Genomic DNA, 21,241 nt, shown 5'->3' with positions numbered 1-21,241 from the left:
TGGCTGGAGCAGACGGTAAAGTCGCGCGTCGGGTACGAGGAGAGGCGGGGCCCTGTTGAGCAATCCATTGGTGGCTGCCCCGGAAAGCAGCACGACCGCGGTGTCCGGCGTCCCGCTGCTCGAGGACGCCCAGGACGTCAAGAGCAGTATCGAGAGCGGCGACTGGGCTTCGGCCGTGCTCGGGGCCGCCGGTACCGCGATGGATGCGCTCGAGTTCGTGACCGATCCTTTCGGTGCGATTCTCGCCGCAGGCGTCGGCTGGCTCATGGAGCACGTCGGCCCGCTCAAGAAGGCACTCGACGCACTCGCGGGCGACCCCGACCAGATCACCTCGTACTCCCAGACCTGGCAGAACGTCGCGAAGGAGCTCGCCTCGGTCAGCCAGGACCTCGCCGACCAGGTCAAGGCCGACCTGCAGAACTGGAACGGCGAGGCAGCCGACGCCTACCGCAAGCGTGCCGAGGACGTGGCCGCGCTGGTCTCCGCGGCGGGCGAGGCGAGTGACGGCGCAGCCGGTGGCGTGCAGACCGCCGGTGAGATCGTCGCCGCGGTGCGCGGCCTGGTCCGCGACACGATCGCCGAGGTCGTGGCCCATCTGGTGTCGTGGGCGCTGCAGGTGGTCTTCAGCCTCGGCGTCGGCCTCACCTGGGTCGTACCGCAGGTGGTCAATCTCGTCGCGAAGACCGCGTCCAAGATCTCCAGCCTGGTCCAGCGCCTGGTGAAGGCGTTGAAGACGCTGGGCGGTCTGCTCGGCAAAACGCGCGGCGTGCTCAGCCACGTCGACGACGCGATGAAGGGGATCAAACCGGGCAAGGCAGGCAAGCCCGGTGCGCCGCATGTCGGTGGCAAGTCGCCGGGCGGCTCCGGTGGCCGCCCGCGTTCCGGTGGCGATTCCACCACCAGCAGCCGGGCGTTCGACCCGGACGACCTGCGCAACCCCGAGCAGGAATGGAAAGACAAGTACGACGGCGACGGCAAGACGTCCACCTCACCGGGCGCGCCGAACCAGCACCCGCACGGCGGCGGGACGATCCCCCAGCACACGCACGACCACGTGAACCTCGGCAACCTCAAACCGGCGAAACCGCACAAGAACCCGAAGAAATCGAAGCCTGCGACGTTCAGCGGCGGGCACATCGCGAACAACGACCTCCCGCCGGGGACCACGCCGACCTCCTCGCTCGGCAGCGGGATCCACGGCGGGACACCGGTGTTCGGGCCCAGCAAGCCGAACGGCGTCTACAACCTGCACGCACCGCAGACCTACGACGCGGCGGGCAATCCGGTGACCAAGCTGACCGGCGGCGGCAAACCGGGGCAAAGCACGATGTTCCCGCCCAACACGCACACCGGGCTGACCGGGAACGTCGCCGGGCAGGCGTGGAACGGCGGCCACCCCAGCGGCGGCTTCACCCCGGCAGGCACCCAGGTCAACCCGCACGGTCACCCCGGCAGCTACACCTGGCAGGGCCAGGGCCAGATCCCCTACACCCCAGTCTGGAATCCGGGCGGCGCCAACCACGGTGCCGCCCCGCCGCACACCGAGAACCCCTACGCCGGCCAGACGGTCGACGTGAACGGGTACGCGAACCCGAGCTACCCGTCGGGTAGTTCGGTGCCCCCGCCGAGCGCGCAGCCGGGCTACGTCGATCCGGCAGACCCCCTGCACAATCCCGCGCCGCCCAAGCTGGACACGGACCCAGCCACCTACTTCCCGGGGTAACGCCACCACATGAGCACACCGTTGCAGGTTGGCGACGACTTGTCGCTGTCGTTCGACGAACACCGCAGGCTGCGGATCCGGGCACCCCGCGAGTACCTGCCGCTCGCCGCCTGGCTCTACACCGACGCGCAGCCCAACCTCGCCGCGCTCGACGGGCTCGGGCAGCTGCTCGAACAGTGCCGGGGTGCGGAGCTGACGCTGATCGGCAACAGCTGCCTCGTCGACTTCGTCAACGACCTGGTGCTGCTGGAAAGCCGCTACGACCTCTGGCCGCGTGCAGTACTGCCACAGCGGGACTTCTGGGCCGCGCTCAACGGTTTCCGCCGGTACCTCGTCGACAACGCGGGGCAGCCACTGCTCACCCGGCCCGCGGACTACCCGGAGGCGCTGCGCTACACCTTCGGCCACACCGCAGAAGACAGCGGTAAACACTACCTGGTGGACCAGACCTACTTCCCGTCCTCGTGGTCGGCCGACGAGGTCCGCGCCGCCGCGGACGGCGCATGGGCCTCGCCGGACGTCGTGCTCGACGAGCAGACCGGAGTGTGGTCGGGAATGTGGCGGAACCTGGAGATCGCCGGCTGCTACGAGCCGGCCGAGCGGGAAGTGCTGACCTACTTCCCGGTCATCTCACCCTGACGCCTGCCCGGACGGCTCAGATCAGGTCCCAGGTCAGCGCCGTGCCCTTGGCCGCGTCCACGCGAAACGTCCGGCCGAGCACGGTGGTGATCTCCGCCGGAGCCAGGCCACCGGCCGGCCGGATCGAGCGGACGTTCTGCGCGGTCACCTCGTCGCCGGCGCGGACGTCCGCCACGACGTACAGCGAGCGGCGCAGGCGCAGCCCCTCCTTTTCGCTCTCCCGCGGGCCGAGCACCGGACGGCCGAGCGCTTCCCACGCGCGGTGGCTTTCCACCACCAGCGCGGACAATTCGGCCGGTTCGAGCGAGAAGTCCGAGTCGACGCCGCCGTCCGCACGGGCCAGCGTCACGTGCTTCTCGATCGCCACCGCACCCAGCGCCACCGCGGCCAGCGGTGCACCGATTCCCGGCGTGTGATCGGAAAGCCCGACCAACGTGCCGGTGAGCCCGGCAAGCACCGGCAGCCCGCGGAGGTTGCTCTCCGCAGGCGAAGCGGGGTAGCTCGCCGTACAGCCGAGCACGACGAGCTGGTCGTTGCCTGCCGCGCGGGCAGTGCGCACCGCCGCGTCGATCTCCGCGACGTTCGCCATCCCGGTCGAGATGATCAATGGCTTGCCGGTGCGCGCGCACCGGTCGATCAGCGGGAGGTCGACGATTTCCGACGAGGCGATCTTGTACGCGGGCGCGTCCAGCGATTCCAGCAGCTCCACCGCGGTCGGGTCGAACGGGCTGGAGAACACTTCCAGCCCCCGCTGCCTGGCCCGGACGAACACCGGCTCGTGCCACTCCCACGGCGTATGCGCCTTTTCGTACAACTGGTACAGATTCTCGCCGCCCCACAGGGAATGCGAGTCGCCGATGCGGAACGCCGGGCCGTCGACGTCGATGGTGATCGTGTCCGGCCGGTAGGTCTGCAGCTTGACCGCGTGCGCTCCGGCGTCCGCGATCGCGTCCACGATCGCCAGCGCGCGATCGAGATCGCCGTTGTGGTTGCCGGACATCTCGGCGATCACGAACGGCGGGTGCGCAGGGCCGAGCAGATGGGCGCCGATGCGGACTTCGGACATGGGTGGGTGTCCTCCCGGTGGTGCGTGCGGTCAGGCCAGAGTCTTGCGCAGCCGCCGGAACCCGTTCTCGGCGGGCGCCACCTCCAGGTACCCGGAATGCTCGAACAACGCCGCCGACGCCGCGTTGTCCCGGTGCACTGCGGCCAGCACGGCCACCGCTTCGTGCCGCTGCGCGAGCAATCGCTCACCCGCTGCCAGCACCACCCGCGACAGCCCCCGGCCACGGCTCTCCGGCGCCAGCGTGATGCTGACCTCCCACTCGCCGGCTCCCTCGTGGTCGAACCGCACGGTGCCCACCGGCACCCCGACCTCCTCCACCACGAGCAGCAGCCGTGCCGCGTCCGAGAGCACCCCGCGCAACCAGTGCAGGTGATGTTCGAATCCGATCACGCCGGTGGCATGGGAGGCCATCCGGGCACGCGGATCGTTGCGCCAGGCCAGCAGCAGCTCGGCGTCCGCCTCCGTCGCGTCGCGGGCGGCGACCGCCGGCGAGGTCACTGCGGGGTGGCCGGCGCGAGCTGCGCGTCCTCGAGCCTGCGCAGCCGGTCCTCGTACCTGGCGATCCCGGCGAGGCGGATCCGGATCTGCGAATGCTGCCGCTGAATCTCCTCGATCAGCGAGCGGGACTCGGCGACCTCGGCCGGTTCGCTCCGCGGGGTCATCACCAGCGACTCGCGCAGCGTCTCCAGCTGCGCCTCCTGTGCGGCGATGTGCGGGATCATCCGGTCCAGCTCGGCCCGGGTCCAGCGCAGGTCACCGATGGCGTCACCGAGGCCGGACTCGGCTGCGTCGAGCCGCCTGCGGTGGTCGGCGGTGGCGTGCTCCAGGTCGTTGACCCGGTTGGTGAGCTCGTGGATGGTCTCGCGCATCCGCTCGTCGATGCGGAAGTCGATCAACCGGGCGAACCGGGCGATCAGCCCGGTTCTGATCTTCTGGACGGCCATGGGTCGGTTCCTTCGCAGAGTGGGGTTCAGCGCAGCAGGACGGTGTCGCCGGTGCGGGTCCAGGACTCCAGCAGCCGCCCTTCCGCGGCGATCTGGTGTTCCGGCCCCACGATGCACGAATCCCCGGCGGCGTGCTCCCACGCGGTCTGGTGCGGGTTGTCGATGAACGAGAACCCGGTGAGCACGAGCTGCGCCTCGGGGAACGACGTGCGCGCGATCCAGGCGGCCAGCGTGCCGGTGGTCGACCAGGTCGATTCGGTGCGCGAGGGCAGGCCGAGCGCGTCCGACAGCGGCAGCACGACCTCGCGGTTCGGTACCGGCACGAACCCGAGGTCGGCGGGCCACCAGCCGGGCAGCGCCTCCGGCTCCCAGTGCAGCCTGCCCGGCTCGACCAGCAGGTAGAGCCGACGGCGGTAATCCCGGAAAACGTGCCGGGTCGCCCGTACGGCGCGGTTGAACACGACTGCGTGCACCTTGCTGCCGGTGGTCTCCGGCTCGCCGGGTTCGTCGGTGACGAAACCGTTGACGCGGATCACGAGATCACAGTCGTCCACCGCCTTGGCCCGGCCCGGGTCCGGTGCCAGCGGCTGGTTCCCGACGACCGCGATCGATCGCGGGTCCGGGTGATCGGCGTACGCCGAAAGCAGCTCGACCATGAGGCTCGCCGCACCGAGAGCAGCAGTCATAGCGCAAGAAAATACCAGGACACAAGGAACGGCCGGTCTGGTATCGGCCTGAGCGGGCCCCGGTTCCGGCCGGGGCGGCCCGAGCGCGGCACATCCCATCGGTACCCTCGTCCACGTGCATGCCACCAGCACGGTTCACGCAGCCGAACCCGAGGTCTCGATGCCGGCACCGCCCGCCTCGGACCGCAAGACGTTCTCCAGGGCAATCGCCGACATCAAGGAGGGCCTCGCAGCTCGCGAGCTGTGGAGCCACCTCGGCTGGCAGGACATCAAACAGCGCTACCGCCGGTCGGTCATCGGCCCGTTCTGGATCACCATCAGCCAGGGCGTCATCGCGCTCGGACTCGGCCTGCTCTACTCACAGCTGTTCAACCTGCCGATCCAGGTGTTCCTGCCCTATATCTCCACCGGGTTCATCATCTGGGGCTTCATCCAGGGCTGCCTGTCCGAGGGCATGGAGACGTTCATCGCGAACGAGGGGATGATCAAACAGCTCCCCGCGCCGCTGAGCGTGTACGTGCTCCGCACGGTGTGGCGGCAGACCCTGTTGCTGGCGCACAACATGATCGTCTACGTCGTGCTGCTGATCATCTTCTTCTCGGCACTGGACAACCAGTACTCGCTCGGTTCGCCGGACGGGGCCTGTATGCCCGAAAAGTTCTGCCATCCGGGTCTGAGCTGGAACATCTTCCTCGCCATCCCCGGCTTCATCCTGCTGGGCCTCACCGCGTGCTGGGCCGCACTGCTGCTCGGCATCATCTCGACCCGTTTCCGCGACATCCCCCAGGTGATCAACTCGCTGATCCAGCTGCTGTTCTACGGCACGCCGATCGTCTGGCCGGTCGACCAGCTGCTGGCAGGTGGCGTGCGCGACGGGGTGTCCTGGGCGCTGCCGTTCATCAAGGCCAACCCGCTGTACCACTTCATGCAGGTGACCCGGTCCCCGCTGCTCGGACAGGCGGTCGGCTGGACGAGCTGGGTCGTGGTCGGTGCGATCACGATCGTCGGCTGGGCACTCGCGCTGGTCGCCATGCGCAACTACCGCTCTCGCGTCTCGTATTGGGTGTGACACATGGTCAGCATTGACGTCTACAACGCGTTTGTGGATTTCCCGATCTTCGACGCGAAATCGCGGTCGATGAAAAAGCGCGTGCTCGGCAAGGTCGGCGGCAAGATCGGCACCGAGCAGAAGGTGCCGATCATCGAGGCGCTGCACGATGTCACGCTCAAGCTCAGCGAGGGCGACCGCGTCGGGCTGGTCGGCCACAACGGTGCCGGCAAGTCCACGTTGCTCCGCCTGCTCGCCGGGATCTACGAGCCCACCCGTGGTTCCTCGCGCATCCACGGCAAGATCGCGCCGGTCTTCGACCTCGGCATCGGCATGGACCCGGAGATCTCCGGCGTCGAGAACATCATCATCCGCGGTCTGTTCCTCGGCATGAGCGCCAAGGAAATGCAGATGCGGGTCGACGACATCGCGGAGTTCACCGAACTCGGCGACTACCTGCAGATGCCGTTGCGCACGTACTCCACCGGTATGCGGGTGCGGCTCGCGCTGGGCGTGGTCACCTCGATCGACCCGGAGATCCTGATCCTCGACGAGGGGATCGGCGCGGTCGACGCGGCGTTCCTCAACAAGGCACGGGACCGGCTCAAGGACCTGGTGAAGCGCTCCGGCATCCTGGTGTTCGCGAGCCACTCCGACGAATTCCTCTTCGAGCTGTGCAATTCGGCCATCTGGATGGACGAGGGGCACCTGAAGCAGCAGGGTTCGCTGCGGGAGGTGCTCACCGCGTACAAGGGTCGCGATCCGTTCGAGAACATGAGCCAGGAGGGTCTCGAACGCCTCGGCATCGAGCCGGCAACGGTTAAGAACGGCGGGGAATGATGAGCAGCGAGACGCGAGAGCTGCCCGAGGGCGCCGTCGTCGGCGTGGTGGTCACGCGACACCGGCGTGAGCTGCTCGCGGACTCGCTGAAGATCATCGCCGCGCAGACCCGTCCGGTCGACCACCTCGTGGTGGTGGACAACGGCCCGGACCAGTCCGCGCGGGACGTGGTGGCGGGCTATCCGCTGGCTGCCACCTACCTGCCCTCGCACCGGAACCTCGGCGGTGCGGGCGGATTCGCACTCGGCATGCTGCACGCACTCGCGCTTGGCGCGGAGTGGGTGTGGCTCGCCGACGACGACGGCCGCCCCGCGGACGAGCACGTGCTCGAGGTCCTGCTGGAGGAGGCGGAGAAACGCGGGCTGGCCGAGGTTTCGCCGGTGGTGGCCAACATCGACGCACCGGCGAAGCTGGCGTTCCCGCTGCGCCGCGGGCTCACGTGGAAGCGCTCGCCTGCCGAACTGGGCACGGATTTCCTGCCCGGCATCGCGTCGCTGATGAACGGCGCACTGTTCCGTTCGTCCACTTTGGACGTGACCGGGGTGCCGGACCTGCGCCTGTTCTTTCGCGGCGACGAGGTCGAACTGCACCGCAGGCTGGTCCGCTCCGGTCTGCCGTTCGGCACGTCGCTGCGCACCACCTACCTGCACCCGGACGGTTCGGACGAGTTCAAACCGATGCTGGGCGGGAAGTTCCACGCGCAGGACCCGGAGAACGAGGTCAAGCGCTACTACACCTACCGCAACCGCGGCTACCTGCTGTCCCAGCCGGGCATGCGCAAGATCGGCGCACTGGAGGTGCTGCGCTTCGGGCTGTACTTCGTGGGCGTGAAGCGCGATCCGAAGGCGTTCCGGCAGTGGCTGAAGCTGGTCCGCCAGGGCCGGGCGGAGCGGTTCTACCGCTACTGAGCCCGGCCCGCGGACCCGGAAGCCCGGCCCTACTCCCCGATCACCGGCGGAGCGGCGCTGCCCCCACCGAAGACGCTGTCCTCCTCCGGCTCGTCCATTTCCAGCTGGAAACCGGAGTGCGGATCGTCGTCATAGGACGGACGAGCACCGAAGCTGCCCATCCCGGGACGCGCCGGAGCGCCGCCCATCCCGCCTCCGGCGGCTGCCTCGGCCGCTCCCGGTGCCACCGCGTCCTGACCCGGACCGAAACCGCTGCCCCGGCCGATCTTCGACTGGTACTCCTCGTCGCCGCCGAAACCACCGCCGCCGCCCATGCCCATGCCGCCCATCGGCATCGCGCCCATGCCCATCCCGGACGAGGACGACCCCTGGTTGCCCCCCGGGTTCGCCGCCTGCGGCGCGTAACCGGCCGCGGTGGTGGAACTGTCCGGCAACGGCGTCTGGACCGCACCGGTGTACTGGTTGGGCGCGCTGACGTTCGGCGCGCCGGCCCCGCCGGCTCCACCGCCACCGACCTCGTGTCCGCCGACCGCGGTGGCCGGCGGTGCACCCGAACCGGAGTTGTCCTGGTGCTGGTCCCCGGAGGGCAGCACCGGCGTGTTCGGTCCGGCCGCGGCCGGACCGAACTTCGGCGGCTCGGCGAACGTCGGCTGCTTCGAGGCGGCCTGGTGCAGCGAAGCGTCGTAGTTGGACATCGTCTCGGCGGCCTGCTCGTGCGCAGTCTGGCTCTGGTCCTGCTTCTGCAGCGTCGAGCCGACCGAGTCGCCGAGGTCGAGCGGGCCTGCCTGGGTCCACTTGTCGAACTCGTCGGACCAATCGAAGGGCACCGCGTCCGGCATCGTGTTCTTCGCGGTCTGTGCCGCGGTGGCCTGCTCCTCGATGGTCTGCGCGGCCAGCTTGGCGTTCTGCGCGTTCACCTCGGCCCACTCGCCGAGGTTCGAGAAGTACGCCTGCGCACCGACCGCCGCTTCGCCGTCCCACGCGCCCTTCGCCTTGCGTACGGCGTCGCCCAGCTGCGTGGCGAAGTCTTCGAACGCCTTCTGCAGCTCGGTGTATGCCTGCGAAACCGAGGACACCTGCTCGACGTCGAGGTTCGTCTCCACGAACGCCTTGAGCTGCTGGTGGTCGTGGCCGAGGTAGTCCGCGTCGGACGGGGCCAGTTCGTGCTGCGGGACCTGCTGGTGCTGCGGGATCTGCGTGGTCATTCGGCACCCTTCACGGCGCGGTGCGAGTCGATGGCCTGGCTCTCGTTCTCGGTGTAGACGCCACCGGCCCGCGCGAGCGCCTCGTCGGCGTCGCGCAGGAGCCTGCCGAACTGGTCGAGCACGTCGGTGGCGGACCCGGCAGCCTCGGCCCCGCTCTTGCGGTCGTGCGCAGCCACCGTGTGCCCGTACGGGTGACTCCCCAGCTGCGGCGCGGACGACAGCACCTGCAGCTTCGGGCGCAGCCCGTCGAGCCGCGTGGCCATGTCGGTGAGCGCCTTGCGCAGGTCGCCGAGCGCGTCACCCTCGATGGTGAACCCACCGGCCTTCGCGGAGTCGACCAGTTTGCGCGTTTCGGTCGCGGCCTCGGCGACGCCCTTGGCGTCCAGTCCGCCGGCCGCGAGCGCGTCGGTACCCGGATCAGAGCTCATGCGCCGAAGTCTACTGACCGGCGGCGCTCGGGTCAGTGGTTTGCCCGAGACCCTTCCAGCTGGGTGAACAACTGCTGGGCAATACGGGCATTGTCGGCAGGCGCGTAGGTCAGCCAGCGGCTGCCATCGCTCGAATCACGGGTGCTGAGCAGGTATCGGCCCGCGTCGGTGTCGAACCAGACCAACGGCGGCAACGCCGTCTCGTGGCCGCTCCCGTCCCGCACCTGCGCCGCGAATTCGCCGACGCCCAGCCGAGGCCTCTCGAAGATCCGCTGCACAGCGCGCAGCTGCGGGTTGTGCGCGCGGGGAGCACTCACGCCGGCGAACGGGTCGTAACTGTCGCCGCGCCGGGGCTGCTTCGCCGGACGCGCGACCGTGACCGACTGCCCGGGGGCCGCCGGGGTGAGCGGCAGCAGGTCGACGATTGCCGGGACGATCCCGGTCGGCCGGACCTCCTCGAAGTCGAACATGCCGCCGTCCTGGCGCACGAGGACCGCGTACTGGCCGGTCGCCGCGACCCTGGCGAACAGCTGGTCGTCGCCGAGCCGGGCGGCGGCCGACACCGCGACGCCGGGGCGGACGAAGGTGTTCAGCGCCAGTGCCACGTCGTCGTCGAGCGTGCCGCGGCGCAGCAGGCCGCGGCCGTCGAGGTCACGGAACACCGCGTCCCTGATCGCCGCGCGTTCCCCGGCGGTGATGCCCACGTGCGGAACCACGAACGGTGTCGGCGCCCTGCCCAGACCCAATTCGGTCAGCAGGAGGTCGACTGCCGCCGGTGACAGCGAAAACGAGTACGGCACGGCTCACCCTGCCCATCCCTGGTTCGGTTTCCGGCGAAACCGTAGTGCACCCCCGATCCCGGCCGGCAACCGCTCCGCTGTGCGCGAACCCGCTTGCCGTGGTGCTCCGCCGCTGCTGCGATGGAGACATGGCAGATCCCAAACCGGCACTCGTGCTGCACCTCGCCGCCGGCGGCGAACCGTTGCTGTTCCCCCTCACCGCGGACGAATCGCCCACCGTGCAAGAAAAGATCGCCGACCTGCTGAAGCACGGCGGGGTGCACTCGGTGCAGACCCGCGACGGCAACACGGTGTCGGTGAACTTCGCGCACGTGGCCGCCGCCTACGTCGACGACCTGAGCCGCAAGGGCAAGTTCGGCCTGTCCGTGTAGCGGCGGACCGGGTAGCGGCAGACCGGCACGGGGTGTCGCGGCGTGTCCGAGAGGTGGCTACCTCCTCCGGTTCACCGACCCGGCCGGGTGCGACGCGGGCCGCCAGCTGCGCCTCGACCTTCGGGTCGCCCTGGAGCGCCTGCTCTCAGACGTCGGTGCGCGGGCGACCCCGGGTTGACGATGATGCCGTGGTGACCGAGCGTTGCCGGTACGGTTGTCCAGCGCGGCCTTGGTGGCTTTCGTAGGCGATCATGTCCGGCTGGGCCAGGCGTGCCGCCAGGCTGGAAGCGTGGATGATCCGGCCACCGTCCCGCAGGCGCGGCAGCGCTCACCAGGTGGCGAAAGAAGGGCGAGCGCACGTTCACGGTCGAAGTCGCCCTCCGTCAGTTCGGCGGCTCCTGCCCAGGCCCCCTTGGCGGCGTGGTGGACGAGAATGCCGGGGGCTCGACGTTCCTGTGCGATCTGTTCGCCGCCGTGGCGGAATTGGCACTGGCCGGCGGCTGACGACGCCCCGTCGGGGTGGCAGATCGGGCTAACGGCGGGCCAGCGCGAGCAGCCCGTCCTTGATCTCCGGCCTGCTGGCCGCCACGAGCAGGAACGTCGCCTCCCGGACGAGCCTGCCCGCGTGCTCGCCGGCGAGTACCGCACGGCTGCCGGTGGCCGCCGCAAGCGCGCCCGCGCTGCGGTACGCGAGGTCGGCACCTGCCGCGCGGGCCGACGGCAGCGAGGCCGGGTCGGCGAGCCCGGCGTCGAGCCGTTTGCGGATTTCGTTCTGCTCGGCGCGCAGCGCGCTCGCGGTGTCCGGCTGGCCCGCCTCCTCGATCAGCCGCGCACAGCGTTCGGCATGGCCGAGCGGCGCACAGCCGTTGAACCGCGAGCCGATGGTGTTGGCGCCGACGAACTGTGCGTGGTCCACCGTGGCGAACACCCGCTCGTCGGGCACGAAGTAGTCCGTCAGGGCCAGCCGGACCGTGGCGGTGGCCTGCGCCGCGTTGAGCTCCAGCGGCGTGGCGGCAAGGCCGTCCCCTTCGACCGCATCCACCACGGCATTGACCACGGTGTCGTCCTCGCGCCCGGAAAGCTGGAGCAGGTCGATCCCACCCCAGCCACTCACGAACGGCGCGTCCCCGTCGAACCGGTAACCCCCGTTCACCCGGCGGGCCCGCACGCGCGGCGGGGTCGGGATCACCCCGGCGTAGGCCGAACCGCCCCGCAGCACCCCGCTGACCAGGTCCGGCAGGTAACGCTCCCGCACGTCGGCGCGGTCCGAACCGGACAGCCCGGCCACCAGGCCGTGGTGCTGCAGCCAGGTGAACCCGGTGCTCAGGCAGCCGCCGGTGATCGCCTCCAGCACCAGGATGATCCCGTCCATGCCGACACCGGCACCACCGACCCCGGGTGGTGCGGCAAGGCCGTAAAGACCCTCCGCGGCGAGTGCGTCGAAGTGCGAACGCGGTACGGCACCGCGGCGGTCCACCTCGGCGGCAGCGGGAAACAGCAGGTCATCGGCGAGAGCCCGAGCACGGGCGACAAGGTCCGGCACGGCAATCACGCTACCGAATCCTGGCGGGACGGCCCGGAGACGGCGAAGGCCACCGCGAACAGTTTCGCGGTGGCCTTCGCCGGTGTCACGGCGTCACAGCTCGTAGAGGCGCTTCCAATTGTCCCGCGAGGTGAGCTCCGGCATCGCGCTCTTGTACTGCTCCTGCACGGCCGTTCCCTCCTTGCGCAGCCGCTGGATGACCTTCGCGCCCCGCTTGGCGAGGTCGAACATCTTGATCTTGTCGTAACTGCGCACCCGCACGCCCTCCTGCGAGGCGTCGGTGACCACGACCGTGTCGAACAGCGCGATGTGCCACCAGTGCGCCTCGTCGACCGGTACCGCGCCGAGGCCGAACCGGCTGCGGCCGAGCACCCGGTCGAGCACGCGCTTGATCAGCACGAGCCGCTGCATGCTCGGGCGCGGGGCGCTGTTGATGATGCCGATGTCGTTGGACGCGATCCCCGGCACGTCGGTGGCCTTGTGCCGCTTCGTCTCCGGGTACTGGTCGCGGACCCGGCGGATCTCCTTCATCGCCGCCACGCCGCCGTCACGCAGGACCTCCGGGCCCTCCAGGAAGTCCTCGACGGCCTTGATCAGCGTGGCCGACAGCCCGTACTGCATCCCGAGCAGGTAACGCACCAGCTGCGCCATCAGCACCCGGGACAGCAGGTTCAGGTTGAACGGCGAGTGCAGTGCCGCGGTGATGATCGAGTTGCGCAGGTTGAAGTACCGGTGCCACTCGTCCCAGTCCTTCCAGTGGAAGTCCGCGTGCCACACGCCTGCGCCCGGCAGGGTCACCGTCGGGAAGCCGTACTCGCGGGCGCGGTAGGAGTACTCCGCGTCATCCCACTGGAAGAAGAACGGCAGCGGGTAGCCGATGGCCTTCACGACCTCGTACGGGATCAGGCACGACCACCAGCCGTTGTACCCGGCGTCGAGACGGCGCTCCTGGCGGTTCGGGTTCCCGGTCTCCTCGTCCACGCCGAGCAGGTCCGCGGTGGACAGCGAGTGCTGCACCGGCTGGCCCGGCTCCAGCGTGTTCAGCCGGGCGTACTCGGCGCCGACGTGCAGCTGGTTCGGGTGCAGCAGGTTGAGCATCTGGCCGCCGACGATGACCGGGTTGGCGGTGCGGTTGGAGAACGCGGTCATCCGCACGACGAGGTCCGGCTCGAGCAGCACGTCGTCGTCCATGAACAGCACGTTGGCGTGTTCGGTGGCGGTGTGTCCCGCGACCTCGTACAGACCACGGGTGAAGCCGCCTGCACCGCCGAGGTTGGGCTGCTTGATGTAGTGCAGCTTGGCGCCGAGGTCCTTCGCGACCTGCTCGAAGCCGTCCCGCGATTCGACCAGGTCGGTGCCCTGGTCGGCGACGTAGATGGCGTCCAGGGTGTCGAGCGAGTTGACGTCCGCGGCCAGCGCCTGGAGGTTCTTCAGGCAGTCGTCGGCGCGGTTCATGGTGCAGATGGTGACCGCGGTCGGGCGGATCTTCTCCGGGGCGTCGACGGTCCAGCGGACCTGCTCGGCCCGCAGCGTCTGGCCGCCCTCGGTCTCCAGGTCGAGCCACAGCGCACCGCCGTCGTGGAACTTGTCCAGCGCCGCGGTGAGCGTGACCTTGCGGCCCTTCGCGCCGGCCACCTGCTCGGCGGCCACCACGCGGGCGTCCCCCACCAGGTCGGACGCGCCGATCGAGAGCAGTCCGTCACCGGTCACCACGGCCTCCACCTCGACCTCGGTCGCGGTGGTCCAGCGCTGCCAGTAGCTGGCCGGGAACCGGCCGAAGTAGGTGTTGCCGGTGATCTTCGCGGATGGCTCGAGGGACACGCTCCCGCGCTCACGCAGTGCGTTGCCCTGCTCGACCTCGGCGTAGAGATCCTTGCTGACGATCGGCGCCGGGCCTGCGAACAGCCACCGCTGGGCCGTCAGCCGGCCCTGCGGTGCGTGCTCGGCGAACCGGGTCTCGCCTGCGGGGGCCGCCTCGGCGACCGGGGCTGCTTTACCGGGCATCGAACTCAGTTCTCCTTTACCGGCCGTTCACGGAACACGACCCACTTGAGCATGACGAAATTGATCACGGTAGCCGTCGCCTGTGACACCACCCAGGCGAGCGTCGCCTTCCACGCCGATTCCGGCAGCACGTGCAGCATCAGCTGGTTCACGCCGACCGCGACGAAGAACGTGACTACGTAAAGCAGGACAAAAGCGCCGACCTGGGCGTTTCCGTCGCGCCGTCCACCGGCGAAGGTGAACCTGCGGTTGAGGAAGAACGCGGTGGTCGTGCCCACGACGAAGCTGATCGCGCGGGCGAGGTCCACCCACGGGGTCGCGTCCATCCCGATCGCCCGCAGCAGCGAGTACGTGCCCAGGTCGAGCAGGGCGCAGAACCCGCCGATCACGCCGAAGCGGATCAGCTGGCCCAGCAGGCCGGGACCGGCCTGCACCGAATCACTCTGCGGTTCTGTAGCCACCACTGGAATACCTTCTCGGCCTACTTGCGTCTGTGTCCGTACCGAGTCCACTTGACGCCCGGACGCTTGTGCCTTGATTCGCAAAGTGTAGAAGCGCTCACTTGCCCGCCACGTTCCGGGCGGTGTTCGGCGTGGCCCGTCCCGGTCCGCACGGCTACCGCCACCCTCCACGGAGGTGGGCTACCCCGCTGTTTTAATGGGTGGGTGACCCAAGCTCCCGAGACACAGCGCCGCACGCTCACCGGCTGGGCCCGCACCGCCGGGACCGTGGCCGACGTGCTGCAGACGCGCGACGTCGAGGCCATCGCCCGCGCGGTCACCTCCGCCGGCCCCCGCGGGGTGATCGCCCGCGGCCTCGGCCGCTCCTACGGCGACCCCGCGCAGAATGCGGGCGGGCTCGTGGTCGACCTGACCGTGCTCGACCGGATCCACTCGATCGACCCGGACTCCGCGCTGGTCGACCTCGACGCCGGGGTCAGCCTCGACAAGCTGATGCGCGAGGCGCTGCCGTACGGCCTCTGGGTCCCGGTGCTGCCGGGCACCCGCCAGGTCACCGTCGGCGGGGCGATCGCCAACGACATCCACGGCAAGAACCACCACTCGGCAGGCAGCTTCGGCAACCACGTGGTGTCGATGGACCTGCTCACCGCGGACGGCTCGGTCCGCACGCTCACCCCGGACGGCCGGGAGTCGGACCTGTTCTGGGCAACCGTGGCCGGAATCGGGCTGACCGGGATCATCCTGCGCGCGACCATCCGGATGACCAAGACCGAGACCGCCTACTTCATCGTCGACAACGATCGCACCGACGATCTCGACGGCACGCTCGCGCTGATCAGCGACGGCTCCGACGACAACTACACCTACTCGTCGGTCTGGTTCGACACGATTTCCCAGGGCCGCAAACTCGGCCGCGGCGCGTTCGCCCGTGGCTCACTGGCCAAGCTGGACGACCTGCCGCCGAAGCTGCGTGCCGAACCGCTGAAATTCTCCGCGCCGAAGCTGCTGACCGTGCCGGACGTGTTCCCGAACGGACTGATGAACAAGCTTTCGCTCAGCGCGATCGGCGAGTTCTACTACCGTTCGACCCCGAAGCACGGCCGAGGCTCGATCCAGAACATCACCGCCTTTTACCACATGCTCGACCTGATCGGCGAGTGGAACCGCGGGTACGGCACCAACGGTTTCCTCCAGTACCAGTTCAGCACCCCGCTCGGGGCGAACGAAAGCCTTCGCGCGATCGTGGAAAAGGTCGCCCATTCCGGGCAGTACTCCGCGCTCAACGTCTTCAAGCAGATGGGCAAGGGCAACCGGGCGCCGCTGTCGTTCCCCAGTCCCGGTTGGATGGTCTGCCTCGACTTCCCGATCAAGTCCGGGCTGAGCGCGTTGTGCCAGGAGCTCGACGAAATGGTCCTGTCCGCGGGCGGACGGCTCTACACCGCGAAGGACTCGCGCACGTCCCCGGAGACGTTCGCGAAGATGTACCCGCGGCTCGAAGAATGGCGCAAGATCCGCGCCGGGATTGACCCCGAAGGCGTTTTCGCCTCTGACATGAGCCGGAGGCTCGCACTGTGATCGACGCGGTCGGTAACCCCCAGTCCCTGCTGCTGCTCGGTGGCACGTCCGACATCGCGCTGGCGATCGCGGAGAAGTACCTCGCGGAGAAGCCGCTGCGGGTGGTGCTCGCCGCGCGTCCGTCGTCCCGGCTGGAGGCCGCCGCGCAGCGGCTCAAGGACCGCGGCGCCGAGGTGTCCACGGTGTCCTTCGACGCAACGGACACCGCGTCGCACCCGAAGGTGCTCGACGAAGCGTTCGCGGGCGGGGACATCGACGTGACCGTGGTCGCGTTCGGCCTGCTCGGCGACGCCGAAGAAGTCTGGCAGGACCACGCCAAGGCAGTCGAGCTGGCCACGGTGAACTACGCGTCCGCGGTATCGGTCGGCGTCGCGCTGTCGGAGAAGCTCAAGACGCAGGGCCACGGCAAGGTCATCGCGCTGTCCTCGGTGGCGGGCGAGCGTGTGCGCCGGTCGAACTTCCTGTACGGCTCGAGCAAGGCCGGCTTCGACGGCTTCTACCTCGGACTCGGCGAAGCGCTGACGCCGTACGGGGTGCAGACAACGGTGGTCCGGCCGGGCCACGTGAAGACCAAGATGACCGACGGGATCAAGCCGGCCCCGCTGGCGCAGACCGCCGAACAGGTCGCGGAAATCGCCGTGGACGCCGCTCGTCGCGGCAAGGAACTGGTCTGGGCACCGGCCCCGATGCGGCTGATGATGTCGGTACTGCGACACGTGCCACGGCCGATCTTCCGCAAGCTCCCGATCTGACCGGCCGGCCCCACCGGTTCGACAGGCCCCCGAGCGTCCGTTGCCCGGGGGCCTTGTCGTGCCCACGTCGTCCGATCCGGCGATCTTCCGGTCAATCCCGCGGCAGGTAACCGATGAGGTGGATGTCGTCGCATCCGCTGAGATCGAGCGAGGTCGCGTCGAAGTTCTGCGCACCGGCGTCCGGGGTCCGCAGGGTCACGACACGCGCCTTGCGGTGCGCCGTGGAGTGTCGCTGCCACAGTGACCGGAAGGTCCGATCACTGCTCAACCGGCCGATCAGCCCGGCCAGTTCGGAATCGTCCGACTCGGTTCCGGCCCGGATACGAAGGCTACCGACGAAGCATTCGGCAACCTCGTCCCAGTTCACATATATGTCGCGATACTGGCGATCCAGGAAGAAGATCTCCAGGAAATTAGCTGAGCTCTCATCCAGCCGTATGATTCGGCTCGCCGACGGGTTTACGTACAGAATTCTCCAGTACTTGTCGACAATAAACGCCGGATGACGTACCGCACGCGCAAAATGCTCGAGCACGCGGCGCTCGCTTTCGGTTGCCACAAATTCGATCTTCGGTGGATTCATGTCCGCTAGGCTGTAGAGGTGCGCGCGGTCGACCGGATCGAGCGCGAGCGCCGATGAAATGGAGTCGAGTACCGCTGTCGACACTCGGATTTTACGTCCTTGTTCAAGCCAGGTGTACCAGGAGGCGCTCACCCCGGCCAGGATCGCAACTTCCTCCCGGCGAAGTCCAGGAGTATTGCGCCGCCCCACTTCCGGAAGTCCGGCATCCGCCGGTTTTACCCTCGCCCGCCTGACCCTGAGGAAATCACTGAGTTGATCTCTGCGATCGGCAACGCGCTGCTGTGACGTCATCGAGGCCCCCATTGGTGTCAATGCCAGCTATGACAAGACAGGATCCAAGGGTAGCGAGCCATTGCGCGCAACGTCAACTCATCATGTGGTACACCATTTTTGAACCTCGCAAAACGGATCTACTCGCTTGTGAAAAAGGTCACCGGTCCGCAGATTCCAATCGGGGCTTCCACACCATGCGCCAGGCGCACAATGCACCCAGCACGTAGGCAATCGTGATCGCCGCGAATGCCACCGACGCGCGTGCGTACCAGTTGTGATTCACGCTGATCACGACTCCCATTGCCGCAATACCGAAGAGAGAACCGAGCTGGCGGTTGGCATTCAGCACCGAACCTGCTACCGCGGCATGCTCGACCCCCGCCGCGTCGACGAGTACGGCGGTCATCGCCGGGGAAATGATCCCCGCCCCGATGTTCGCCAGGCCCATCGCCAAAGCCAGCTGCCAATACGGCGTCGTGGACGAGATGAACACCAGGCCTGCCGTCGACGCCGCAGCGATCCCGAGGAACACGGTCAGGAGCACTCCATTGGAGTACCGGCCGGAGATCTTCGAGTACACAATGTTCGAAATCGGGAAGAACACCGTCATCGGCAACAGCTGGAGTCCGGCGGTAAACGGTGCGACCCCGCGCGCCTCCTGCAGGAACAACCCGAGAACGAAGATTCCCCCGAACAGCGCGAAGTTGAACAGGAACCCGATCACGTTGCCGCCGGCGAACGCCGACAGCCGGAAAAGCTCCCAGGGCATGACCCGGGCTGTCGCCCGCCGCTCCCGCAGCGCCAAGGCAACCGTGGCCACAATCGCGATCACATACGCGGCCAGTACGGATGGGGCAAGCCACCCCTGCGCGGGACCTTCGATGAGCGCAAAGCACATCGCGGCCACCACGGCAATGGCGAGCAGATGTCCGCCGAACGGAACCGCCGCATCCTTGCGCGCCGTCGGCGTGATGTAGCGCCAGGTCAACACCGCGCCGAGCAGGCCGATCGGCAGATTGACCAGGAAGATGCTCGGCCAGCCGAAAGCGGAGACCATGATGCCGCCGACCGTGGGACCGATACCCGACGCCGTCGCAACGATGGCCGACCAGAGACCCAGTATCTTCGTTCGCTGGCGGGTGTCGGGAAACGACTGCACGAGCAATGCCAGCGAGCTGGGCATGAAAAGCGCGGCGCCCGCGCCTTGCACCAGCCGCGCACCGATCAGCAACACCCCGTTCGGCGCCACCGCGCAGGCAAGGGACGCCGCGACGAAGACCGCCATCCCCCACATATAGACACGGAGACTGCCGAGCCGGTTGGCGATCCCACCGGCCAGCAGCAACAAGGCGGCGAACGTCAGCACGTATCCGTCCACGATCCAGGTCAGCTCGGTGACCGACACGGCCAGCTCCTGCTGGATACGCGCGCCGGCGACGTTGACGACAGTGGTGTCGAGCGAAGCCATCACGAAGCCGGCCGCCAGCGCAACGATCTTGACCGCAGGACGAGTGGTGACCGCCGGCGCCGGCACGTCCGGCGCCACGGGACTGCCTGTACGACTCATCTCGATGAAACCCCCTGAAGTTCGGTTGTCCGTAGCGGACCGGCGTGCGAGATCAGGCAAGCACATACGTTGATCACTGTCAAACTATGACCGCCATCAACGTATCACCGAGCTCAAAGTACTATGGCTGTCAAACTATGATGACGGTGGTACTATCGGCTGGGAAAGGAGACACCTGTGCAGACGGCTACCGACGAGCGTGTCACCGATCACATCGAGGCGGATGAGATCACCGCACAAGGCCTGCTCGACGCGCTCGTCGACCCGGTCCGGCGCAGTATCGTCCGCCAGCTGTCCGCGTCCGGTTCCGACATCGCGTGCGGCCACTTCGACATCAACGTCAGCCGGTCGACCGGCACCCACCACTTCAAGGTGCTCAGGCAAGCCGGTGTCATCCGCCAGTACTACGTCGGTACCTCGAAGATGAACACCCTGCGGCGAACGGATCTGGAATCCGTTGCCCCGGGCCTGATCGACGCGATTCTCGCGTTACCGGAGACCGCTCGCCGGCACACCGCTGCGGCCCCCGGCCGGCGCTAGCGCCGCCGGCCCCGCAGCCGAGCGGTGTTTCGCTATCCGCGCGGCGCCCCGCCGGATCGGGACCGGAACACCATCGGCTCCACGTCGTCGTGACTCGTGGAGGTCAGGACGGGCAGGGTGACCAGCCAGTGGTCGCCGACCTCGCTCGTCGTGCCCAGCCGGCAGCGGTAATGCAGCGCGGCGACAAGCACGTGCACCGCGGTTTCGTCTGCTGCGACCGCGACCGGAACGTCGCTGAGCCGAGCGGACGACGGCCTTCCCGCTATCCGGAAGGCCATTTCGCCCTGCAGCTCGGACAGCACGCTCACGCCCACGTCGACGCAGTGCGCACCAGTCGCCCCGTCGCCGACTCTTTCCGGATGGCCAGGTCATGTGCCGACCTCCAGGTGCCCTGCACCGATTTCTCCGAGCAGCCGGACAGCCAGCGAAAGACGTTGCCGCTCGTCGCCCTTGACCCGGATCACCGGCACCCCGAGGCCCTCGACGACAGCCGACATACGGCCGTCGAGGAGGTCCCGGAACGCCTCACTGATCGGCGGCGGTTCGTTCACGAGCGGCCGTTCATTCGGAACGTAGATGAACGCGCGATACGTCTGCGCCGCGTACATTCCGGCTTCCACCGAGATACGTTCCACTATCTCGGCTTCCTTCGGCAGCCCGGATCGCTCCTCCGCCACAGCCTCGCGCGGATGCAGGCCATAACGATATCGTGTTGCCGCGTAGACGAATTCATGCAAAACCGATCCGTCGGAGACGAAGCCGGCGCCCGCCGCAGCCTCCGCGTTCACGCGCTCGACGAGGCGGCGCGCGACCAGTTGCACGAGTTCCAGGTCAGTGCATTCCTCAAGCGAGGTTCGTACCGCTCCCTGTTGCAGCGCCATCGGCGTCGCGTGCACCCGAGGCAACCCGAGTTCTGCCGACAGCGACTTGGACAGCGTGGTCTTGCCGTTCCCGTACGCCCCGATCACCGCGACCTTCATGAGCCACCTCCTCGATGAGCCACCTGGGGCAACGTCGAACTGTCGGTGACGGACCCGGCGATGTGCTCACCTGCCGCCCCGACCGTCCCCCAGTCCGCCAGTTGTGCATCGGTAACGACGACGTGCAGCTCCCGTTCGACCAGCAGGGCAAGCTCGACGAGGTTGATGGAGTCAAGGCCGAGGTCCTCGAACCGGCTGTCCTCGGTGATCGGGTCCGCAGGCAGGTCGACGTTCTCCAGGCGAGTGGTGATCGCATCGACGAGATAGCGGACGACGGCCTGCTGTGCTTGCGCGTTCATCACAAC

24 protein-coding genes are annotated in these 21,241 nt (G+C 68.3%); 9 read left to right on the top strand and 15 right to left on the bottom strand.

Going from position 1 to position 21,241, the window contains the following annotated elements; all coding sequences use genetic code 11:
* Positions 1-55 precede the first annotated feature (55 nt).
* Both ABD793_RS10150 and ABD793_RS10145 read left to right on the top strand, forming a co-directional pair.
* Positions 56-1,723 carry a WXG100 family type VII secretion target gene (locus ABD793_RS10150; protein ID WP_344857933.1) on the top strand — a complete coding sequence of 556 codons (1,668 nt, stop codon included), beginning with the start codon at positions 56-58 and terminating at the stop codon, positions 1,721-1,723.
* 9 nt (positions 1,724-1,732) lie between these two features.
* Positions 1,733-2,362 carry a hypothetical protein gene (locus ABD793_RS10145; RefSeq protein ID WP_344857931.1) on the top strand — a complete coding sequence of 210 codons (630 nt, stop codon included), beginning with the start codon at positions 1,733-1,735 and terminating at the stop codon, positions 2,360-2,362.
* A 16-nt stretch (positions 2,363-2,378) separates the two neighbouring features.
* Here the strand turns inward: ABD793_RS10145 and pseI are convergent, their stop codons facing one another.
* The 4 genes from pseI to ABD793_RS10125 are packed head-to-tail and all read right to left on the bottom strand — an operon-like array spanning position 2,379 to position 5,028.
* Complete coding sequence (gene pseI, locus ABD793_RS10140; protein ID WP_344857929.1) at positions 2,379-3,428, bottom strand: pseudaminic acid synthase; 1,050 nt, start codon at positions 3,426-3,428, stop codon at positions 2,379-2,381.
* A 30-nt stretch (positions 3,429-3,458) separates the two neighbouring features.
* Entirely contained in the window at positions 3,459-3,926 is a 468-nt protein-coding gene (locus ABD793_RS10135; RefSeq protein WP_344857927.1) for a GNAT family N-acetyltransferase, read from the bottom strand.
* Positions 3,923-4,372, bottom strand: coding sequence for a hypothetical protein (locus ABD793_RS10130; RefSeq protein WP_344857924.1), 450 nt, complete (start codon positions 4,370-4,372; stop codon positions 3,923-3,925). Before ABD793_RS10130 ends, ABD793_RS10135 begins: the two co-directional genes overlap by 4 nt.
* Before the next feature lie 26 nt (positions 4,373-4,398).
* Positions 4,399-5,028 carry a hypothetical protein gene (locus ABD793_RS10125; protein ID WP_344858125.1) on the bottom strand — a complete coding sequence of 210 codons (630 nt, stop codon included), beginning with the start codon at positions 5,026-5,028 and terminating at the stop codon, positions 4,399-4,401.
* Between the two features lie 145 nt (positions 5,029-5,173).
* On the opposite strand from ABD793_RS10125, the gene wzm reads away from it, so the two are divergent.
* From wzm to glfT1, 3 genes are read left to right on the top strand one after another with little or no spacing between them, the layout of a single operon-like run.
* The gene (gene wzm / locus ABD793_RS10120; RefSeq protein ID WP_344857922.1) at positions 5,174-6,127 is read left to right on the top strand and encodes a galactan export ABC transporter permease subunit Wzm/RfbD; all 954 of its coding nucleotides are present in this window, start codon (positions 5,174-5,176) and stop codon (positions 6,125-6,127) included.
* 3 nt (positions 6,128-6,130) lie between these two features.
* Complete coding sequence (wzt, locus tag ABD793_RS10115) at positions 6,131-6,946, top strand: galactan export ABC transporter ATP-binding subunit Wzt/RfbE (RefSeq protein WP_344857919.1); 816 nt, start codon at positions 6,131-6,133, stop codon at positions 6,944-6,946.
* Positions 6,946-7,854, top strand: coding sequence for a galactofuranosyltransferase GlfT1 (gene glfT1, locus ABD793_RS10110; protein WP_344857917.1), 909 nt, complete (start codon positions 6,946-6,948; stop codon positions 7,852-7,854). Before wzt ends, glfT1 begins: the two co-directional genes overlap by 1 nt.
* Before the next feature lie 29 nt (positions 7,855-7,883).
* On the opposite strand, the gene ABD793_RS10105 is transcribed toward glfT1, so the two are convergent.
* From ABD793_RS10105 to ABD793_RS10095, 3 genes are read right to left on the bottom strand one after another with little or no spacing between them, the layout of a single operon-like run.
* On the bottom strand, positions 7,884-9,059 hold the full coding sequence (locus ABD793_RS10105; RefSeq protein ID WP_344857915.1) for a hypothetical protein: 1,176 nt from the start codon (positions 9,057-9,059) through the stop codon (positions 7,884-7,886).
* A complete protein-coding gene (locus tag ABD793_RS10100; RefSeq protein WP_344857913.1) occupies positions 9,056-9,487 on the bottom strand; it encodes a hypothetical protein in 432 nt (143 codons plus the stop codon). Before ABD793_RS10100 ends, ABD793_RS10105 begins: the two co-directional genes overlap by 4 nt.
* Before the next feature lie 32 nt (positions 9,488-9,519).
* Complete coding sequence (locus ABD793_RS10095) at positions 9,520-10,287, bottom strand: ESX secretion-associated protein EspG (protein ID WP_344857910.1); 768 nt, start codon at positions 10,285-10,287, stop codon at positions 9,520-9,522.
* Positions 10,288-10,415: 128 nt separating this feature from the next.
* Here ABD793_RS10095 and ABD793_RS10090 point away from each other — a divergent pair, with 128 nt between their 5' ends.
* Complete coding sequence (locus tag ABD793_RS10090) at positions 10,416-10,658, top strand: hypothetical protein (RefSeq protein WP_344857908.1); 243 nt, start codon at positions 10,416-10,418, stop codon at positions 10,656-10,658.
* A gap of 532 nt (positions 10,659-11,190) precedes the next feature.
* Here ABD793_RS10090 and ABD793_RS10085 read toward each other — a convergent pair.
* From ABD793_RS10085 to ABD793_RS10075, 3 genes are all read right to left on the bottom strand, one after another.
* Positions 11,191-12,201, bottom strand: a complete 1,011-nt coding sequence (locus ABD793_RS10085; protein WP_344857906.1) for an acyl-CoA dehydrogenase family protein — start codon at positions 12,199-12,201, stop codon at positions 11,191-11,193.
* Between the two features lie 93 nt (positions 12,202-12,294).
* Positions 12,295-14,205, bottom strand: coding sequence for a glycosyltransferase (locus ABD793_RS10080; protein WP_344857904.1), 1,911 nt, complete (start codon positions 14,203-14,205; stop codon positions 12,295-12,297).
* Between the two features lie 5 nt (positions 14,206-14,210).
* On the bottom strand, positions 14,211-14,669 hold the full coding sequence (locus tag ABD793_RS10075) for a GtrA family protein (protein ID WP_344857902.1): 459 nt from the start codon (positions 14,667-14,669) through the stop codon (positions 14,211-14,213).
* Positions 14,670-14,870: 201 nt separating this feature from the next.
* Between ABD793_RS10075 and dprE1 the strand changes: the two genes are divergently transcribed.
* Both dprE1 and dprE2 read left to right on the top strand, forming a co-directional pair.
* Positions 14,871-16,241 (top strand): decaprenylphosphoryl-beta-D-ribose oxidase, encoded by a 1,371-nt coding sequence (gene dprE1, locus ABD793_RS10070; RefSeq protein ID WP_344857900.1) that lies wholly within the window; start codon positions 14,871-14,873, stop codon positions 16,239-16,241.
* Positions 16,238-16,993 carry a decaprenylphospho-beta-D-erythro-pentofuranosid-2-ulose 2-reductase gene (gene dprE2 / locus ABD793_RS10065; protein ID WP_344857897.1) on the top strand — a complete coding sequence of 252 codons (756 nt, stop codon included), beginning with the start codon at positions 16,238-16,240 and terminating at the stop codon, positions 16,991-16,993. Before dprE1 ends, dprE2 begins: the two co-directional genes overlap by 4 nt.
* A 91-nt stretch (positions 16,994-17,084) precedes the next feature.
* Here dprE2 and ABD793_RS10060 read toward each other — a convergent pair whose 3' ends face one another.
* Entirely contained in the window at positions 17,085-17,867 is a 783-nt protein-coding gene (locus ABD793_RS10060) for a helix-turn-helix transcriptional regulator (protein ID WP_344857895.1), read from the bottom strand.
* 139 nt (positions 17,868-18,006) lie between these two features.
* A complete protein-coding gene (locus tag ABD793_RS10055) occupies positions 18,007-19,395 on the bottom strand; it encodes an MFS transporter (RefSeq protein ID WP_344857893.1) in 1,389 nt (462 codons plus the stop codon).
* Positions 19,396-19,593: 198 nt separating this feature from the next.
* Between ABD793_RS10055 and ABD793_RS10050 the strand changes: the two genes are divergently transcribed.
* Positions 19,594-19,956: an ArsR/SmtB family transcription factor gene (locus tag ABD793_RS10050; RefSeq protein ID WP_344857890.1), complete on the top strand. Its 363-nt coding sequence runs from the start codon at positions 19,594-19,596 to the stop codon at positions 19,954-19,956.
* 32 nt (positions 19,957-19,988) lie between these two features.
* Here ABD793_RS10050 and ABD793_RS10045 read toward each other — a convergent pair whose 3' ends face one another.
* The 3 genes from ABD793_RS10045 to ABD793_RS10035 are packed head-to-tail and all read right to left on the bottom strand — an operon-like array spanning position 19,989 to position 21,235.
* Positions 19,989-20,264 (bottom strand): flavin reductase family protein, encoded by a 276-nt coding sequence (locus ABD793_RS10045; protein ID WP_344857888.1) that lies wholly within the window; start codon positions 20,262-20,264, stop codon positions 19,989-19,991.
* Positions 20,265-20,324: 60 nt separating this feature from the next.
* Positions 20,325-20,936: an AAA family ATPase gene (locus tag ABD793_RS10040; RefSeq protein WP_344857886.1), complete on the bottom strand. Its 612-nt coding sequence runs from the start codon at positions 20,934-20,936 to the stop codon at positions 20,325-20,327.
* Positions 20,933-21,235, bottom strand: a complete 303-nt coding sequence (locus ABD793_RS10035) for an acyl carrier protein (protein ID WP_344857884.1) — start codon at positions 21,233-21,235, stop codon at positions 20,933-20,935. The genes ABD793_RS10040 and ABD793_RS10035 overlap by 4 nt, the downstream gene beginning before the upstream one ends.
* Positions 21,236-21,241: the final 6 nt, after the last annotated feature.

Origin of the sequence: Amycolatopsis ultiminotia (assembly GCF_039536925.1) — a bacterium.
In the GTDB taxonomy this organism is placed as follows: domain Bacteria; phylum Actinomycetota; class Actinomycetes; order Mycobacteriales; family Pseudonocardiaceae; genus Amycolatopsis; species Amycolatopsis ultiminotia.
Note: the sequence above shows the minus strand (reverse complement) of the source record. Positions and strands in the feature narration are given on the sequence as shown.

Excerpts from the sequence above, each read along its gene's own strand:
- ABD793_RS10145 (WP_344857931.1), top strand. The coding sequence starts at position 1,733 with ATGAGCACACCGTTGCAGGTTGGCGACGACTTGTCGCTGTCGTTCGAC.
- pseI (WP_344857929.1), bottom strand. The coding sequence starts at position 3,428 with ATGTCCGAAGTCCGCATCGGCGCCCATCTGCTCGGCCCTGCGCACCCG.
- ABD793_RS10130 (WP_344857924.1), bottom strand. The coding sequence starts at position 4,372 with ATGGCCGTCCAGAAGATCAGAACCGGGCTGATCGCCCGGTTCGCCCGG.
- ABD793_RS10125 (WP_344858125.1), bottom strand. The coding sequence starts at position 5,028 with ATGGTCGAGCTGCTTTCGGCGTACGCCGATCACCCGGACCCGCGATCG.
- wzt (WP_344857919.1), top strand. The coding sequence starts at position 6,131 with ATGGTCAGCATTGACGTCTACAACGCGTTTGTGGATTTCCCGATCTTC.
- glfT1 (WP_344857917.1), top strand. The coding sequence starts at position 6,946 with ATGAGCAGCGAGACGCGAGAGCTGCCCGAGGGCGCCGTCGTCGGCGTG.
- ABD793_RS10105 (WP_344857915.1), bottom strand. The coding sequence starts at position 9,059 with ATGACCACGCAGATCCCGCAGCACCAGCAGGTCCCGCAGCACGAACTG.
- ABD793_RS10100 (WP_344857913.1), bottom strand. The coding sequence starts at position 9,487 with ATGAGCTCTGATCCGGGTACCGACGCGCTCGCGGCCGGCGGACTGGAC.
- ABD793_RS10090 (WP_344857908.1), top strand. The coding sequence starts at position 10,416 with ATGGCAGATCCCAAACCGGCACTCGTGCTGCACCTCGCCGCCGGCGGC.
- ABD793_RS10080 (WP_344857904.1), bottom strand. The coding sequence starts at position 14,205 with ATGCCCGGTAAAGCAGCCCCGGTCGCCGAGGCGGCCCCCGCAGGCGAG.
- ABD793_RS10060 (WP_344857895.1), bottom strand. The coding sequence starts at position 17,867 with ATGACGTCACAGCAGCGCGTTGCCGATCGCAGAGATCAACTCAGTGAT.
- ABD793_RS10040 (WP_344857886.1), bottom strand. The coding sequence starts at position 20,936 with ATGAAGGTCGCGGTGATCGGGGCGTACGGGAACGGCAAGACCACGCTG.
- ABD793_RS10035 (WP_344857884.1), bottom strand. The coding sequence starts at position 21,235 with ATGAACGCGCAAGCACAGCAGGCCGTCGTCCGCTATCTCGTCGATGCG.